Here is a 16,035-nt window from a genome sequence, read left to right on the forward strand (position 1 = left end):
CGAGGAGGCACGTGCGAGGGAATGCGAGGGAAACGGAAGGCCCGGCGGCCCCCCTCAGCCGCCGGGCCTTCCCGCACCCGCGCTACCGACCGTGGTCAGAAAGCGCCGTGGTCAGGAAGCGCCGTGCCAGCCGCCGTAGTCGGCGAGGAAGAGGGCCTCGGTGACGATGGTCCGCCGCAGTTCCTCCAGCACCAGCCGCTCGTTCGGGGCGTGGATCGAGGCGCCGTCGTCCTCCGCGCCGTACAGCAGGATCTCGGCCTGGGGGAACTGCCGGGCGAGGGCCGCGACCAGCGGGATCGACCCGCCCTGGCCGACCTGCCGCGGCGGCCGCCCGAACGCCCGCTCCAGCGCCCGCTCGGCGGCGTTCATGGCCGGGCCGCCCGGTTCGATCTGGAACCCGGAACCGGTGACGAAGTCGCCGAAGGAGACCTTGACGCCCCAGGGCGCGACCTTCTCCAGGAAGGCCATCACGTCGTCCAGCGCCTGCCTGGCGCTCCCGCTCGCCGGGATGCGGATCGTGACGCGGGCCCGGGCGACGGCCTGGACCGCGTTGATCGCGCCGCTCACGGTCGGCACGTCCAGCCCGGTCACCGTGATCGCGTACGACGCCCACAGGCGGTCGGCGAGTGAGCCGTCCCCGACGAGCGAGACGCCGTCGAGCACACCGGCGAGACCGCGGAACTCCTCCTCCGCAAGTGCCTCGCCGGGGAAGGCGCCGGGCTCCAGGCCCGGCACGCGTACGACGCCGTTGTCGTCGTGCATCGCGCTCAGCATGCGCATGAGCGCGGCCAGCGCGTCGGGGGCGGCGCCGCCGAAGGCGCCGCTGTGCAGGGCCTCGGCGAGCGTGCGGACCTCGATCGTGAACGCGGCCATGCCCCGCAGCGAGGTCGTGAGGGCGGGGTCACCCACCTCGGGGTTGCCGACGTCGGCGATGACCATGGCGTCCGCGCGCAGCAGTTCGGGGTTGGCCGCGACGAAGTCCTCCAGACGCTCCCCGGCGTACTCCTCCTGGCCCTCCACGATGACCTTCACGCCGACCGGGAACCGGCCGCCGAAGGCGCGCAGCGCGGCGACGTGCATGATGACGCCGCTCTTGTCGTCGGCGACGCCACGGCCGTACACGGCTCCGTCGACGATCGTGGGCTCGAAGGGCGGGGTGCGCCACAGGGCGAGGTCGCCCGAGGGCTGCACGTCGTAGTGCGCGTACAGCAGCACGGTCGGGGCGCCGTCGGGGGCGGGCGCCTCGGCGAACACGGCGGGGAAGCTGCCCTCGACCGGAATCTGCCTGACGTGGGGGAGACCGGCCGCGCGCAGCAGGCGCTCCACGAGCGCCGCGGCCTCCAGGACCGGGGCCTCGGAGTGGCCGGGGAACGCGACGGACGGGATGGCGACCAGGCGCTTGAGGTCCTCGACCGTCTGCGGCATGCCGGCTTCGACGGCGCGCTCGATCTCCTCAGGTGTCACGGCGTTCTCCCGATGTGCGTGGGTTTCGGTCGTTACGGCCGACCGATGGACCCCATTTGACCACACGGCCCGCCGGCCCTCCGCCGACGTCTCGACCGCCTCAATCTACCTTGACGGATTTCGTTGCCGTTACAACACGATGTCGCGGAATCCGAACTTCTTGCATAGTGAAGCCACGTAATCACTTGGCAAAACGCAGAAGCGGCGTGCACACTGTGGGCAGCACGGATCACTTCAGGGAAGGTTGCGATGACGCGCCCCGACGTTCTCAAGGCCGCACAGGACAATCTGTGGATGCACTTCACGCGCCACTCCTCCTACGAGGGAGGGGAGGTGCCCATGATCGTGCGGGGCGAGGGGGCCTACGTCTACGACATCCACGGCAAGCGCTACCTCGACGGCCTGGCCGGGCTGTTCGTGGTCCAGGTCGGGCACGGCCGCGCCGAGCTCGCCGAGGCCGCCGCACGGCAGGCCAAGGAACTGGCGTTCTTCCCGCTGTGGTCGTACGCGCATCCCCAGGCCGCCGAGCTCGCCGCCCGGCTCGCCGAGCTCACCCCCGGCGACCTCAACCGCGTCTTCTTCACCACCGGCGGCGGCGAGGCCGTCGAGTCGGCCTGGAAGCTGGCGAAGCAGTACTTCAAGATCAAGGGCAAGCCGCTGAAGACCAAGGTCGTCAGCCGGTCCATCGCCTACCACGGCACCCCGCAGGGCGCGTTGTCGATCACCGGCATCCCGGCGCTCAAGCAGATCTTCGAGCCGCTGGTCCCCGGCGCGATCAAGGCCCCCAACACGAACCTCTACCGCGCCGACGAGATCTCCGGCTTCCCCGGCCTGGAGAAGGACCCCGAGGCGTTCGGCCGCTGGGCCGCCGACCAGGTCGGCAAGGCCATCGAGATGGAGGGCCCGGACACCGTGGCCGCCGTCTTCGTCGAGCCGGTGCAGAACGCCGGCGGCTGCTTCCCGCCGCCCCCCGGATACTTCCAGCGCCTGCGCGAGATCTGCGACACCCACGACGTGCTGCTCGTCTCGGACGAGGTGATCTGCGCCTTCGGCCGGCTGGGCACGATGTTCGGCGGCCAGAAGTTCGACTACGTGCCGGACATCATCACCTGCGCCAAGGGTCTGACCAGCGGTTACTCGCCCATCGGGGCGATGATCGTCTCGGAGCGGCTGTTCGAGCCGTTCAAGCACGGCTCCGAGACCTTCGCGCACGGCTACACCTTCGGCGGTCACCCGGTGTCGGCCGCCGTCGCCCTGGCCAACCTCGACATCTTCGAGCGGGACGGCCTGCTCGAACACGTCACGGCCAACGAGCCGGTGTTCAGGGCCACTCTCGACCGGCTGCGGGACCTGCCGATCGTCGGCGACGTCCGCGGCTCCGGCTTCTTCTACGGCATCGAGCTGGTCAAGGACAAGTCCACCAAGCAGACCTTCAACGCCGAGGAGTCGGAGCGCCTGCTGCGCGGCTTCCTCTCGAAGGCGCTCTTCGACGCCGGCCTGTACTGCCGGGCGGACGACCGCGGGGACCCGGTCGTGCAGCTCGCCCCGCCGCTGATCTGCGGCCCCAAGGAGTTCGACGAGATCGAGTCGATCCTCCGTTCGGTGCTCACCGAGGCGTGGGCCCGCCTTTAGACCATCAAGCTCGTTCGGCCGGGTAGGGGGCGACCGTGACGAGTGACCGCCTGAAAGGACGTATTCCATGAAGATCGGTGTGCCCGCCGAGGTCAAGAACCACGAATACCGCGTCGCCGCCACCCCGGCCGGCGTCCACGAGCTCGTCCGTCACGGGCACGAGGTCAGCGTCCAGCGCGGCGCCGGTCTCGGCTCCCACATCACCGACGAGGAGTACCTGTCGGCCGGCGCCAAGCTCGTCGAGGGCGCCGACGAGGTGTGGGCCGAGTCGGAGATGATCCTCAAGGTCAAGGAGCCGATCGAGGAGGAGTACCACCGGCTCCGCGCGGACCAGATCCTGTTCACGTACCTGCACCTGGCCGCCTCCCGGCCCTGCACCGACGCGCTGCTCGCGGCCGGCACCACGGCCGTCGCGTACGAGACGGTCCAGGCGGGTAACACGCTGCCGCTGCTGGCCCCGATGTCGGAGGTCGCCGGGCGGCTCGCCCCGCAGGTCGGCGCGTACAACCTGATGCGGTTCAACGGCGGGCGCGGCGTGCTTCCCGGCGGCGTGCCCGGCGTGGCCCCGGCCAAGGTCGTCGTGATCGGCGGCGGCGTCTCCGGCCTCAACGCGGCGCAGATCGCCGTCGGCATGGGCGCGGACGTGACGATCCTCGACATCAACATCGACCGCCTCCGCTTCATCGACGCCATCTACCAGGGCCGGCTGAAGACGCTGGTCTCCACGCAGTACGCCGTCGAGCGGGCCGTGCTGGAGGCCGACCTGGTCATCGGCGCGGTGCTCATCCCGGGCGCGAAGGCCCCGACGCTCGTGTCCAACGAGCTGGTCTCCCGCATGAAGCCGGGCTCCGTGCTCGTCGACATCGCGATCGACCAGGGCGGATGCTTCGAGGACTCCCGGCCGACCACTCACGACGACCCGACGTTCCGCGTGCACGAATCGGTCTTCTACTGTGTCGCGAACATGCCGGGCTCGGTGGCCAACACCTCCACCTTCGCGCTCACCAACGCGACCCTGCCCTACGTCGTCAAGCTCGCCGACAAGGGCTGGCGGGACGCGCTGCGCGGCGACGAGGCGCTCGCGCTGGGCCTCAACACCCACGCCGGGGTGCTGACCAACGAGCCGGTCGCGGTCGCCCACGGCCTGTCGTACACGCCGGTCCCGGAGGTCATCGCCGCCTGACCGGCGTGCCGGGCGCGGCCGGGAAGTGGAGGTCAGCGCAGCCCGAAGTGGCCGCGCAGGTCCCGCGCGGTGCCGAGGACGTGCTCGACCTCGGCGGGAGTGGGCCACGGAGCCGTGCCGGGCCGCATCAGGGTGGCGCGCACCAGGCCGAGGTGCTCGATGGCGGCCAGGTGCAGCCCGCTCATCCGGGCGAGCAACTCCACCATGCCACCCACCACACCACCCGCAACGCCGCCCGCCGAGCCGCCGGTGCAGCCCTCCGTCAGGCCGCGGCTGAGCGACTCGCGCGCGACCAGGTCCCAGGTGCCGAGGATCTCGACCAGGGCGGCGGGCTCGGCCGCGGCGTCGCCGCGCCTGCGCGCCGCCGCCACCGCCAGCTCGGCCCGCGCCGCCTGCTCCGGCTCAGCCGGGCGGGTCCAGTACGGCGGGGGCGGGTCCAGCAGGCAGCCCTCGGTCTCCACGCAGCCGCCGGTCAGGGGCAGCACCTTCCGCAGCTCCGCCTGGGCGGCCTGGTGCCCGCGTTCTGCCGCCCGCCGGAACCAGTGACGTGCGCCCTTCAGGTCGTTGTGCTCGGAGACGAGCAGCGACCCGAACCGGTACGCCGCCTCTGGGTCGTCCGCCGCGGACCGCCCGAACCAGTGCGCCGCCGAGAGACGGTCGTCCAGCCGCAGGCAGACCAGCCCGGCCATCCGCGGTGCCTCCTGGCTGCCCGTGTGCGCGGCCCGCTCGAAGCAGGCGAGCGCCGTGCGCAGGTCGCCGCGGGTGAGCGCGAGATCGCCCAGCCGGAAGGCGGCGCCGGGGTGGTCGGCCCGGGCGGCGAGCCGGTAGAACCCCTCCGCGCCCTTCTCGTCGCGGGCCGTGTGCAGGAGCAGGGCCAGGTGATAGGCCGCTTCCGCGTGGCCGCCGCGCGCCGCGTACTCCCACCAGTGCGACGCCTCGGCCTCGTCGCCCGCCGTGTAGCCGAGGAAGCCGAGGTCGTGGGCGGACCGCAGGTCGCCGTCCAAGGCGGCCCTGAAGTGCCAGCACCGGGCGCCCATGCCGTCGCCCTGGTCCTCGCACAGCAGGGCCAGCCGCCGGGCCGCGTGCCGGGAACCGCTCTCGGCGGCCCGCTCGAACCACAGCCGCGCACCGGCCGTGTCGCCGCGCCGCTCCAGCAGTAACGAGGCGAGGTTGGTCGCGGCGTCCGCGTCTCCGGTGCCCGCGGCGGCCTCGAACCAGCCGACGGCCTCCTCGGTCGTGCCGTGCATCCGGTGCCAGAGCCCCAGGTTGTAGGCGCTGTCGACGTTGCCCGCCTGTGCCGCCCGTTCCCACCAGTGCCGGGCGCCCAGCCGGTCGTCGCGCTCCGCGCACAGCCGGCCCAGCCGGTGCGCCGCCTCGCGGTCGCCGTCACGGGCTCTGCCGAGCAGATCGGCCTCGCTCGGTTCCAGGGGTCCGGGGATGCGCGAGACCGGTATCCCGATCCACGCGGTCGTCTCCGCTGCTCCCACTAGTGTCATGCCAGACAGGGTGACACGTAACCGGGACGTCACGGAGCGTTATCGGGAAGACGTTGACGTCAAGGGACGCTCGAACTCGATGAAGCCCACGTACATCCCCATCCCGCAGGCGTAGCGCAGCCGTCCCTCCGGGCGGGCAGGCAGGCGCACCGTGCGCGCGCCTGTCACGGGGAGCACGACGTCGCGGCCGTCGACGGTGACGGCGCGGGTACAGCCGCGGTCGCCGGAGGTCCTGAAGACGATCTCGACGGGCCGTCCGGCGGTCGCGACGGCGACGCCGGGCCGGAAACCCCGGTCGGTCGCCCAGATCGTGAGCCGCTGGACCCCGTCCGCGCCGATCGACGCGCGGGCCGCCGCGGCGGCCGGGGACCCGATCTCCGGGAGCCAGCCGCCGAGCCGCAGCCCAGATCCGGCGGTGAACAGCCCGGCGGCCAGGGCCGCGACGCCCCCCAGGGCGGCGAGCCGGGTCGTGGCGAGCCCGCGCAGGAGCAGCCCGAGCGTGGCGAGGGCCGGAGCGGTGCCGAGGGCGAGCCCGGCGAGCACGGCGGCGCCGCCCGGCACGGAGCCCGTCGAGACGGCCACGACCTCCAGGCTCACCGTGACCCCGCAGGGCATCAGGATCGTGGCCAGGCCGAGCCCGGCCGCCCGCGCCGTGCTCGCGTGTGTCGTGCTCGCGTGTGCTGTGCTCGCCCGCGCCGTGCTCGTGTGCGTCGTGCTCGCGTGTGCCGTGTCCTGCGTGTCTCCGTCTGAGCAGCCGAGGTGGCCGGGCGGCGCGGCCGCGCATCCGGCCCGGCCGCGCCGGGCGAGCATCCGTACGGCGAGGGCGGTGACCGCGATCCCGGCGGCGACCAGCAGGGCCGCCCGGGTCTGCGGGCCGAGCCGCACGGCCGAACCGGCCAGGCCCAGCAGCGCCCCCAGGGCGGTGTGGGCGGCGAGCCGCCCGGTCAGGAACGCCGCCACCGCGGGCAGTGCGTCCCGAACGTCCCGGGTGGCACGGGCGGCACCGGTCGTACGGCTGGCACGGCCGGTTCCGGCGGTTACGGCGGTTCCGGCGGCGCCCGTGGCTCCGGGGGAGCCGGGGGAGCCGGGGGAGCCGGGGGAGCCGGGGGAGCCGGGGGAGACGAGGCCGATGAGAAGACCGCCCTGGACCGCGGCGCACGATGCCGTACCCGCGGCCAGACCGGCGACGAGACCCCCGGCGAACAGGGCGGCCGGGTTCACGGTCAGCCGGTGAGCGCCAGCTCGTCCAGCACGCCGGTCTTCGCGGCCTCGACGAGCGAACCGAGCTGGTCGAGACTCATCTCCACCCTCTGGCCGAAGTCGTCGGTGATCACGACACGGCGCTCGGCCGGGGCGGACACGTCCACGAACAGCTCGGGACAGCCACAACTGCAGTTGCCACAGAATCGGGCGATGGACTTCACGAGTCCTCCTCGTACGGCGGGGCCTTTGCTCGCAACGTAATGTGATCGAATGGACTCGGCCAGTAACAGTTCGCTGACCTGCCAGAGACAGGGCAGAGGCAGGGGAGAGACAACAGCGCCACGGCCGGCCCCGATGAAGGGGCCGAGCGAGCGGACGGGGTGAGCCGGCCGGGTGGGCCGGCGGGGTGACCGGAAGCGCTCAGGCCGTGCGAGCGCGGCGGTGGGCGTCGCCGAGGTAGTCGTCGAGCGCGACACGGGTCGCGCGGAGGGCGGCGTCCGAGGCGTCGAAGGTGCGCTGGGCGACGCCGACGAAGAGGCAGTCGACGATGAGCAGCTGGCTGATCCTGCTGGCGAGCGCGCCCGGGCGGAACGCCGACTCGCGCCCGGCCGAGATCAGGACGTGGCCGGCGAGCCCGGCCAGGGACGACCGCGGGTTGTTGGTGATCGCGACCACGGTCGCGCCGGCCCGGCGGGCGGCCCGCATCGGGCCCAGCACGTCAGGGGTCTCGCCGGTGCAGCTCACCCCGACGGCGACGTCGCCCTCGCGCAGCAGCGCGGCGCTGGTGAGCGCGAGATGCGCGTCGGTGAAGTGGTGGCCGGGCAGCCCTATGCGCAGCAGCTTCTGCACCATGTCCATGGCGACGAGGCCGGAGGCGCCGACCCCGTAGACGTCCACGCGGCGGGCGGCGGCGACGGCGTCCACCACCGAGGCGAGGTCGTCCGGGTCGAGCTGGGCCGCCGTGTCGGCGAGCGCCTGCGACTCGGCCCGCGTGACCTTCGCGATCACGTCGGTCAGCGGGTCGTCCGGGGAGAGGTCACCGGGGACGAGCCTTTCGGGGGTGTCCCTGGCCACGGCCGCCGCCAGGGCGAACCGCAGCTGCGAGTAGCCGGCGAAGCCCAGCGACCGCGCGGTCCGCACGATCGTCGCCTCGCTGATCCCCGAGATGGCGCTGACCTCGGTGATCGTGCTGCGGGCCACCGAGGCGGGGTCGTCGAGGATGAGGCGCGCGATCGTCTGGGCGGCGGGGGTGAGCGAGGGCAGCACCGCACGCACCGTCGCGATCGGGTTGACCGGCGCGGCGCCCTCGTTCTCGTTGGTCACGTCAGAGCCTCTCCTGTGCGCGATCAGCTTAGGACCCGCAGACTCACCCAGGCGCGACAACGGGCACCGGAAGCCCATATTCCGAGACATGTCCGCCGTGACGGGCACGGGTGACGCGTCCGAGTGAAGACCTCCTGGGGCAGATTACACGGCCATGACGCTTTCTTTTATCGCCGCTGATTCGCGGGGAGGTTTCCGCCATGGCCTGGCCGGTACAGGACGTGCGGGAGGTGGGCAGGTGCGGGTGCTCGGGCTGATCTCCGGGACCTCCCACGACGGGATCGACACCGCGCTCGTCGACTGGGCTCTGACCGGCGACGTGCTCACCGGCGTCGTGGAGGGGGTCGTCGAGCACACCGGCACGACACCGTACGCGCCCGAGGCGCGGGCCGCGATCCTGGCCGCGCTGCCGCCGCACACCACGGACATGGGCGCGGTCTGCCGGCTCGACACGCTGGTGGGCCGGGCGTTCGCCGAGGCGGCGGCGGGCTGCCCGCCCGCCGACCTCGTCTGCTCGCACGGGCAGACGTTGTACCACTGGGTGGAGGACGGCCGGGTGCGCGGCACGTTGCAGCTCGGCAAGGTCGCCTGGATCGCCGAACGGCTCGGCGTGCCGGTCGTGTCGGACCTGCGGGCCCGCGACGTGGCCGCGGGCGGGCAGGGCGCCCCGCTCGTGTCCGCCTTCGACCTGCCGCTGCTGGCCGGGCTGGCCGAGTCACCCGAGCAGGGAGAACCAGGCGAGTCACACGAGCCGGACGGACGGTCCGGACCGGTGGGGCGGCTCGGCGCTTTGAACCTCGGCGGCATCGCCAACCTCACCGTGGCGGCCGGCGTGAGCCGGCACGACCACGCCGAGAACCAGACCGGGAGCAGCGCAGAGAACCATGCCGTGAGCCGGGACGCGGACGACGCCGAGGACCGTGCAGCGAACCACGCCGGGAACCATGCCGTGAGCCGGGACGCGGACCACGCCGAGGACTCCACCGGGTGGGCGCTCGCCTATGACACGGGACCGGCCTCGGCGCTCATGGACGCGGCCGTGCTCGCCGCCACCGGCAGGCCGTACGACGAGGACGGCCGGCTGGCGGCGGCGGGGCGGGTCCACGACGGCCTGCTGGCCGAGTTGCTCGCCGAGCCGTACTACCACCGCCCCCCGCCCAAGACGACGGGCAAGGAACTGTTCCACGCGGGGTATCTCGACCGGGTGGCCGGGCCGTACGGGCTCGGCCTGCCCGACCTGACGGCGACGCTGGCCGCGCTCACCGCCGAGACGGTCGCGGCGGAGATCCGGCGGCACCGGCTGGGCACGGTGGTCGTCTCCGGCGGCGGCACGCGCAACCCGGTCCTGATGCGGGAGTTGCGCGTGCGGTCCGGCGGAGTGCGGCTGCTGCCGAGCGACCGCCTCGGCGTGCCGCCGGACGCCAAGGAGGCCGTCGCGTTCTCCTATCTCGGCTGGCTGACCGCGCACGGCCTGCCAGGCACCGTGCCCGCGTGCACGGGCGCGTCAGGGCCGCGGGTGCTGGGCTCACTCACCCCCGGCCGCGGCCCGCTCCGCCTGCCCGCTCCGCTCGCCGCGCCGCCCCGGATCATCCGCATGCGGACAGGCGGGCGCCGTCCCACGCGCTGACGGCCCTGCCGGGGCCCGCCTCAGCGTGCGGCGCGCAGCGCCGCGATGAACCACTCGAACGCCGGCACCGCGGGCGCGAACGGCGGCCGGTCGTTGAGCACGCCGAGCAGCTGCCAGTAACGCTCCACCCGGCGGTCGGTGAACCTCTCCAGCGCGTCGGCGAGCCGCGCGCGCTCGTCGGCGGACAGGCCGGGCCCGACCAGCCGGTCGACGATCTGCCCGCCCTCCGCCGACTCCGGGTCGATCCCCTGGTCCAGGGCCCGCCCGCCCTCGGTCAGGATCGCCTGCGAGTCATGCGGCACCGAAGGTTCGGCCTGACTGGTGGCCATCTGGCGCACCCGCTCCCGGAAGCCGGGGTCGGCGACCAGCCCGGCGAGCTCGATCCAGGCCTCCACCTGTTCGACGGTGGGCTCGTCCGGCAGCTCTTCGGGCAGCCCGCGCATCGACTGCGCGATCCCCGCGCCGGGCGCGGCGGGGTCGGTGCCGGCGAACACCTCCTCGACGAAGTCATCGACGATCCGCCGCCGCTCTCGTGCGGACAGCCGGGACAGTTCGTGCATCAGTCTCATCTCCTCAGCGGTGCAGTGGCCTTCCGCGACCGACCGCATGACGGCGCGCCGGGCCTGGAGGACGCGGATCTCCGCGTCGAGCACGGCGACGTGCGTCCGCGCCACCTCCGTCAGGCCCATCCGCCTCGTCACGACCCGCTCCACCGTGGGCAGGTCGAGCCCGAGGTCGCGCAGCGTACGCACCAGGTGCAGCCGGGCCACGGCCTGCGTGTCGTAGAGCCGGTAACCGCCCGCCGACCGGCCGGCCGCCGGGAGCACCCCGGCGTCCGACCAGAACCGGATCGTGCGAACCGGCACGCCGGTCAGGCGCGCCAGTTCCCCGATCGTGAGCGGATTCGACTCGCTGCGGTCGTTCACATCCACAGCCTGGACCCTCCAGTCGGTGGAGACTCAAGCCCTTTCACACGAGCCAGCCGGGCTTCACCAGACCCGACTCGTACGCGATGACGACGAGTTGCGCCCGGTCACGGGCGTGCAGTTTGGTCATCATGCGGCTGACGTGCGTCTTCGCCGTCGCGGGCGACATGTAGAGACGGGTGGCGATCTCGTCGTTCGTCATGCCGGCGCCCACGAGGGCGAGCACCTCCCGCTCCCGCTCGGTCAGCGGGGTGAGGCCGGTGGTGACGCCCGGTTCCTTGGCCCGGGCGGCGTACTCGGCGATGAGGCGGCGTGTCACACCGGGGGACAGCAGCGCGTCGCCACCGGCCACCACCCTGACCGCCTGGATGAGCTCGGCCGGCTCGGTGTCCTTGACCAGGAAGCCGCTCGCGCCGCCGCGCAGCGCCTCGAAGACGTACTCGTCCAGTTCGAACGTCGTGAGCATGATGATCTTCACGTCGGCGAGACCGGGGTCGCCGGCGATGCGGCGGGTGGCGGTCAGGCCGTCCGTGCCGGGCATCCTGATATCCATCAGCACCACGTCGGGGCGCAGGTCCCGGGTCAGCAGGACGGCCTGCTCGCCGTCGCCCGCCTCGCCCACGACGGTCATGCCCTCCTGCGCGTCGAGCAGGGCCCGGAACCCGGCCCGCACCAGGGCCTGGTCGTCGGCGAGCAGCACGCGGATCACTTCGGTTCCTCCGGTTCCGTGGACAGGGGTACTGATGGCGGGGGTGTCGGCGGCGTGGGTGCCGGCGGCAGGGGGAGGCGGGCCGCCACGCGGAAGCCGCCGCCCGGCCGGGGACCGGCCGACAGCGATCCGCCGAGCGCCGCCGCCCGCTCGCGCATGCCGGGGATGCCGTTGCCGCCCCCCAGCCCCGCCACCGCGCGCGCCGTCCCGGCGCCGTCGTCCTCGATCACCAGGCGCAGCTCCTCGGCGGCGTACGTGACGTTGATCGTCACGCGGGAGCCCGGCGCGTGCCGGGAGACGTTGGTGAGCGACTCCTGGACGATCCGGTAACCGGCCCGGTCGATGCCGGGGGGCAGCGGGCGCGGCTCCCCGGCGACCTCCACGGTCACGGGCAGGCCGCTGCCCGCGGCGAGGCCGTCGAGGTGGGCCATCCCGGCCGTGGGGGACCGCGGCGCGCCGTCCTTCAGCAGGCTGAGCACCCCGCGCATCTCGGTGAGCACGTCTCGCGACGCCTGCTTGATCGCGGTCAGCGCGGTGCGGGCCTGCTCCGGATGATCGTCCAGCAGGTGCAGCGCGGTGGACGCCTGCACGTGGATCAGCGAGATGTTGTGGGCGAGCACGTCGTGCAGCTCCTGGGCCATGGTCAGCCGTTCCTCGCTGGCCTGCCGTCTGGCCTCCTCGCGGGCCACCCGCCGGCGCTCGGCCAGGCGCTCGCGGCGCACCCGGTGCCACTCCGCGACGGTCAGCGTGAGCAGCAGGTACGCGGCCACCGCGGTGTGGTGGAAGAGCCCCGCCCGGTGGGGGATGAACCAGGTGGCGTAGGCGACCACGAACAGGAAGAACGCCCCCGACGCCGACCACGCCGCGCGGCGGTGCCCGTTCCCCACCGCGCTGACGATCACGATGATCGGGCTGAGGAACACCGGTCCGTACGCGTAGCCGAACAGCATGTAGACCGAGGTCGCGGTGAGCGTGACGACCAGCGCGACGACCGGGGCGCGGCGGCGCAGCGCGATGGCGCCCGGCCCGACCAGCAGCAACAGGCAGCCCCACCAGGTCAGCGGCACCCGACCGAGGTCCGGGTTGCGCAACTGCCAATACTGGGCGGCCACCGTCAGGAACACCTGGGCGATCCCGACGACGACCGGCAGAACGGGATCGACGCGGTGATACAAGTCGGAACGGGAGCGCACATCCGCACGCTAGGCCCTCCCCGCCGATGGTCGCATCCGACCGTGGCCGCATGGCCCCGTACGTCCGGGGGAGTAGCCGGGGCGGGCGTCCAAAAGTGGACATTCCCGCTTCGGTTTTACTCCGGTGAGTCATGCTGGAGTGATCGCTCACGTGGTGGAGGTGCCGGGCGCATGAGGAGTGTCGTCGTCACGTCGCTGGGAGTGCTCACGCTGGCAGGGCTGCTCGCCCCGCCCGCCCAGGCGGCTCCAGCCGTACACACGCCACCTCCGAAGGAGGTCAAACGGCCCGTCGCGGAGGGGTACGGCGGCGCGGTGGCCACCGTGGACCTCGACGCCAGCAAGGCCGCGCTCACGGTGCTGCGCCAGGGCGGCAACGCCATGGACGCGGCGGTGGCGGGAGCGGCCGCGCTCGGCGTGACCGAGCCCTACTCGGCCGGTCTCGCGGGCGGCGGCTTCCTCGTCTACTACGACGCGCGGCACCGGAAGGTGACCACGATCGACGGCCGCGAGACCGCCCCCCGGGCGATGACCTCGACGGCCCTGGAGGGCATCCCGTTCGCCGAGGCGGTCAGCAGCGGCCTGTCGGTGGGAGTGCCGGGGAGCGTCGCGCAGTGGGACCTGGCGCTGCGGAAGTACGGCACGATGTCGCTGCGGCAGGCGCTGCGTCCCGCGATCGAGATCGCGGACAGGGGCTTCGTCGTCGACCAGACGTTCTACGACCAGACCCAGCAGAACGCCGAACGGTTCGCCGACTTCACCTCGACCGCCGCGCTCTACCTGCCGGGCGGGCAGCCGCCGCCGGTCGGGTCGACCTTCCGCAACCCCGACCTCGCGCGCACCTACCGTGAGCTGGGCATTCGCGGCCCCGCCTGGCTGTACGGCGGTGACCTCGGCCGGGAGATCGTCGCCACGGTGAAGAAGCCGCCGGTGCGCGACGGCGCCACCCGGAACGTCCGGTCCGGGCTCATGGAGGTGGGCGATCTCAGGGCGTACCGCGCGCTCGAACGGCCGCCGACCAAGGTCACGTACAAGGGCCTGGACGTGTACGGCATGGCGCCGCCCTCCTCGGGCGGATCGACGGTGGGCGAGGCGCTCAACATCCTGGAGGCGCTGCCGAAGATCGGCCTGCACGAGTACCTGGAGGCCTCCCGGCTCGCCTTCGCCGACCGCAACGCCTACGTCGGCGACCCCGCGTACACGCGGGTGCCGCTCGGGGACCTGCTGTCGGACGGGTTCGCGAAGGAGCGCGCCTGCCTGATCGGCCCGCGGGCGATGCCGCACCCCGCCGCGCCCGGATCGCCCGACGGCTCCTACTCGGCCTGCGCCACTCCGACGACCCCTGCCGCCCCCGCGGCCTCGGCGCCGGAGGAGAAGAAGGAGGGCCCGGAGACCACCCACCTCGTGGTGACCGACCGCTGGGGCGACGTGGCGGCCTACAACATCACGATCGAGCAGACCGGCGGCAGCGGGATCGTGGTCCCGGGACGCGGCATCCTGCTCAACAACGAGCTGACCGACTTCACCTTCGGCCCGGCGCCCGGCGACCCCAACCTGCCCGCTCCCGGCAAGCGCCCGAGGTCGTCCATGGCCCCCACGATCGTGCTCAAGGACGGCAGCCCGCTGCTCGCCGTCGGTTCGCCCGGTGGCGCCACGATCATCACGACGGTGCTGCAGATCCTGGTCAACCGGCTCGACTTCGGCATGTCCCTGCCCGACGCCGTGGCCGCGCCGCGCGCCTCCCAGCGCAACAGCGCTGCCACCCAGGCCGAGCCCGCGTTCACCCAGCGGTACGGCGCGGAGCTGACGGCGCTCGGTCACACGCTGACGGACGTCCCCGGGCCCCCGGCGGGAGAGATCGGCGCGGCGACCGGCCTGGAGTTCCTCCGGAACGGCAGGGTCCAGGCCGTCGCCGAGCCCGCACGGCGGGGCGGAGGCAGCGCCCTCGTGGTCTCCACCCACCGCTGAACCACTGGGACAGGCACCACGGTCACCCGGCAAGCCCGTGCCGGCCCTACCTAGGGCACGGGCCGGCCGGGGCGGCGGGTGCGTCGAGACCCGACTGTCAGCAACGCTCGACAGCGAGTACTCCAGCCGAGCGTTGCGGTGAACTCCGCGCTCTCGTTGACGAGGAACTGTGACGTAACGAATCCCTGGATCGACAGAGCCGACGTTCTGCCCGCGGAGGATCAGACTCGCTCAAGCGGACGGACATGGACACCGGCCTCGTCGATCTCGTAGACGATCGCATGCTGTCGAGGGCCGGAGTCTTCCCACCCGGGGGTGTATCCGCCAGTCGCGTGGATTGCGGTGCGCAACCAGCTCCCGCCGATTGTGACGGTCTCATCGACGCTGTCGCATTCCACGGTGAGCTCGAACTGGACGGTATTGCCTGTCGCGTCGGAGCCGTAGGCGAAGTCCAGCAGCTTGTCATCACAGTCCTGCAGGTCGGCGAGCTCGTCGGCGATCGCGTCGACGATCTCACCAAGGTCGTCGATGTCGCCTCGTACCGATAACGAGGCCTTCATCGCATACTTCACCGAGCGTCTCCATTCCAGCAGCCTGTGCGCTTGAGCCATCCTCTTGCGTTGCGTTCGTAGTTGGGATCCGACGGGGTTAGGTGTACCCCGCGCTGATGCTTCCCGCACGGGCAACGCATCGAGAAGTATCGCTTACGTCTCGTGACCGTCCAGCCCTTGTCCTCGGCCTCTTTGAGGAGATCCTCCAGCTCCTTGACCTGGTGTTTGGGTCTCTGCGGCATATGCCCTGCTTCGCCTTCTCGATATTAAGAAGCTATTGCGGGGAAGCCTAGGGAGAGGTGTCTCGAGTTCGTGACGAAACCAAAATGTCTCGCCTTATGAGACGAGATGCTCATCTTTGAGCTACTGGGCAGTGTCCCGGCTGGTCCCAACGACTGGCGCATAAGAGCCTGGAGATTGGGACGTCGAGAACGACAGGCATGGTGAAGCCGCCGACGGGCGCGGTCGTCGGCGGCTGGTACAGGTATGTCAGCGAACCAGGAGGTACACCACTACGGCGAGGACGACGACGAGCGCCACGCCGACGGCGATCCACATCGGCAGGCGGGACGGCTGCTCCTTGGAGATCTCCGCGTCCTGCTGCTGAGCGAACACCCGGAAAGCCTGAGTGTTTCCGGCCGGGTCGATCTGAGGGTCGGACATGGCACGACTCTAGCGACACGTGTGGTCCCCTGGCTGCGATTTGTCGGATTTCGCGCTCTCCCGGTGCCGGGGCGCGGACGGACGGGCGTGCCCGCCGGTC

Annotated in this window: 14 protein-coding genes; 4 read left to right on the forward strand and 10 right to left on the reverse strand. The window is 72.3% G+C overall.

Annotated elements, in window-relative coordinates; genetic code table 11:
* Positions 1-111: 111 nt before the first annotated feature.
* The gene (locus tag HHX40_RS07260) at positions 112-1,464 is read right to left on the reverse strand and encodes a M20/M25/M40 family metallo-hydrolase (RefSeq protein WP_182879882.1); all 1,353 of its coding nucleotides are present in this window, start codon (positions 1,462-1,464) and stop codon (positions 112-114) included.
* A 249-nt stretch (positions 1,465-1,713) separates the two neighbouring features.
* Between HHX40_RS07260 and HHX40_RS07265 the strand changes: the two genes are divergently transcribed.
* Together HHX40_RS07265 and ald are read left to right on the forward strand one after the other, a co-directional pair.
* Entirely contained in the window at positions 1,714-3,096 is a 1,383-nt protein-coding gene (locus HHX40_RS07265; RefSeq protein WP_111699455.1) for an aspartate aminotransferase family protein, read from the forward strand.
* 67 nt (positions 3,097-3,163) lie between these two features.
* Positions 3,164-4,279 carry an alanine dehydrogenase gene (gene ald / locus HHX40_RS07270; protein ID WP_182876138.1) on the forward strand — a complete coding sequence of 372 codons (1,116 nt, stop codon included), beginning with the start codon at positions 3,164-3,166 and terminating at the stop codon, positions 4,277-4,279.
* Between the two features lie 32 nt (positions 4,280-4,311).
* On the opposite strand, the gene HHX40_RS07275 is transcribed toward ald, so the two are convergent.
* The 4 genes from HHX40_RS07275 to HHX40_RS07290 all read right to left on the reverse strand — a co-directional run bounded on the left by HHX40_RS07275 (position 4,312) and on the right by HHX40_RS07290 (position 8,301).
* Positions 4,312-5,775 (reverse strand): tetratricopeptide repeat protein, encoded by a 1,464-nt coding sequence (locus HHX40_RS07275; protein ID WP_182879883.1) that lies wholly within the window; start codon positions 5,773-5,775, stop codon positions 4,312-4,314.
* Positions 5,776-5,814: 39 nt separating this feature from the next.
* On the reverse strand, positions 5,815-6,996 hold the full coding sequence (locus HHX40_RS07280; RefSeq protein WP_182879884.1) for a sulfite exporter TauE/SafE family protein: 1,182 nt from the start codon (positions 6,994-6,996) through the stop codon (positions 5,815-5,817).
* Positions 6,997-6,998: 2 nt separating this feature from the next.
* Positions 6,999-7,199: a hypothetical protein gene (locus HHX40_RS07285; protein WP_167521623.1), complete on the reverse strand. Its 201-nt coding sequence runs from the start codon at positions 7,197-7,199 to the stop codon at positions 6,999-7,001.
* A gap of 199 nt (positions 7,200-7,398) precedes the next feature.
* Complete coding sequence (locus HHX40_RS07290; protein ID WP_310737979.1) at positions 7,399-8,301, reverse strand: MurR/RpiR family transcriptional regulator; 903 nt, start codon at positions 8,299-8,301, stop codon at positions 7,399-7,401.
* Positions 8,302-8,539: 238 nt separating this feature from the next.
* Between HHX40_RS07290 and HHX40_RS36360 the strand changes: the two genes are divergently transcribed.
* A complete protein-coding gene (locus tag HHX40_RS36360) occupies positions 8,540-9,928 on the forward strand; it encodes an anhydro-N-acetylmuramic acid kinase (RefSeq protein ID WP_310737980.1) in 1,389 nt (462 codons plus the stop codon).
* A gap of 20 nt (positions 9,929-9,948) precedes the next feature.
* Here the strand turns inward: HHX40_RS36360 and HHX40_RS07305 are convergent, their stop codons facing one another.
* Genes HHX40_RS07305 through HHX40_RS07315 form a run of 3 tightly spaced genes read right to left on the reverse strand, consistent with a single transcriptional unit; the run spans position 9,949 to position 12,756 of the window.
* Positions 9,949-10,854 carry a MerR family transcriptional regulator gene (locus HHX40_RS07305; protein ID WP_182879886.1) on the reverse strand — a complete coding sequence of 302 codons (906 nt, stop codon included), beginning with the start codon at positions 10,852-10,854 and terminating at the stop codon, positions 9,949-9,951.
* Between the two features lie 43 nt (positions 10,855-10,897).
* The gene (locus HHX40_RS07310) at positions 10,898-11,563 is read right to left on the reverse strand and encodes a response regulator transcription factor (RefSeq protein ID WP_182879887.1); all 666 of its coding nucleotides are present in this window, start codon (positions 11,561-11,563) and stop codon (positions 10,898-10,900) included.
* Complete coding sequence (locus HHX40_RS07315; RefSeq protein ID WP_310737981.1) at positions 11,560-12,756, reverse strand: sensor histidine kinase; 1,197 nt, start codon at positions 12,754-12,756, stop codon at positions 11,560-11,562. Before HHX40_RS07315 ends, HHX40_RS07310 begins: the two co-directional genes overlap by 4 nt.
* A gap of 171 nt (positions 12,757-12,927) precedes the next feature.
* Between HHX40_RS07315 and ggt the strand changes: the two genes are divergently transcribed.
* Positions 12,928-14,721, forward strand: coding sequence for a gamma-glutamyltransferase (gene ggt / locus HHX40_RS07320; RefSeq protein ID WP_182879888.1), 1,794 nt, complete (start codon positions 12,928-12,930; stop codon positions 14,719-14,721).
* A 221-nt stretch (positions 14,722-14,942) separates the two neighbouring features.
* Here the strand turns inward: ggt and HHX40_RS07325 are convergent, their stop codons facing one another.
* Both HHX40_RS07325 and HHX40_RS07330 read right to left on the reverse strand, forming a co-directional pair.
* Positions 14,943-15,293 (reverse strand): hypothetical protein, encoded by a 351-nt coding sequence (locus tag HHX40_RS07325; protein ID WP_182879889.1) that lies wholly within the window; start codon positions 15,291-15,293, stop codon positions 14,943-14,945.
* Positions 15,294-15,761: 468 nt separating this feature from the next.
* The gene (locus tag HHX40_RS07330) at positions 15,762-15,935 is read right to left on the reverse strand and encodes a hypothetical protein (protein ID WP_165900670.1); all 174 of its coding nucleotides are present in this window, start codon (positions 15,933-15,935) and stop codon (positions 15,762-15,764) included.
* Positions 15,936-16,035 lie beyond the last annotated feature (100 nt).

The organism is Microbispora sp. H10949, from assembly GCF_014161435.1.
In the GTDB taxonomy this organism is placed as follows: Bacteria; Actinomycetota; Actinomycetes; order Streptosporangiales; family Streptosporangiaceae; genus Microbispora; species Microbispora triticiradicis.

Bases quoted from the DNA above. Each gene is read 5' to 3' on its own strand.
- HHX40_RS07265 (WP_111699455.1), top strand. From the start codon at position 1,714: ATGACGCGCCCCGACGTTCTCAAGGCCGCACAGGACAATCTGTGGATG.
- ald (WP_182876138.1), top strand. From the start codon at position 3,164: ATGAAGATCGGTGTGCCCGCCGAGGTCAAGAACCACGAATACCGCGTC.
- ggt (WP_182879888.1), top strand. From the start codon at position 12,928: ATGAGGAGTGTCGTCGTCACGTCGCTGGGAGTGCTCACGCTGGCAGGG.
- HHX40_RS07330 (WP_165900670.1), bottom strand. From the start codon at position 15,935: ATGTCCGACCCTCAGATCGACCCGGCCGGAAACACTCAGGCTTTCCGG.
- HHX40_RS07275 (WP_182879883.1), bottom strand. From the start codon at position 5,775: ATGACACTAGTGGGAGCAGCGGAGACGACCGCGTGGATCGGGATACCG.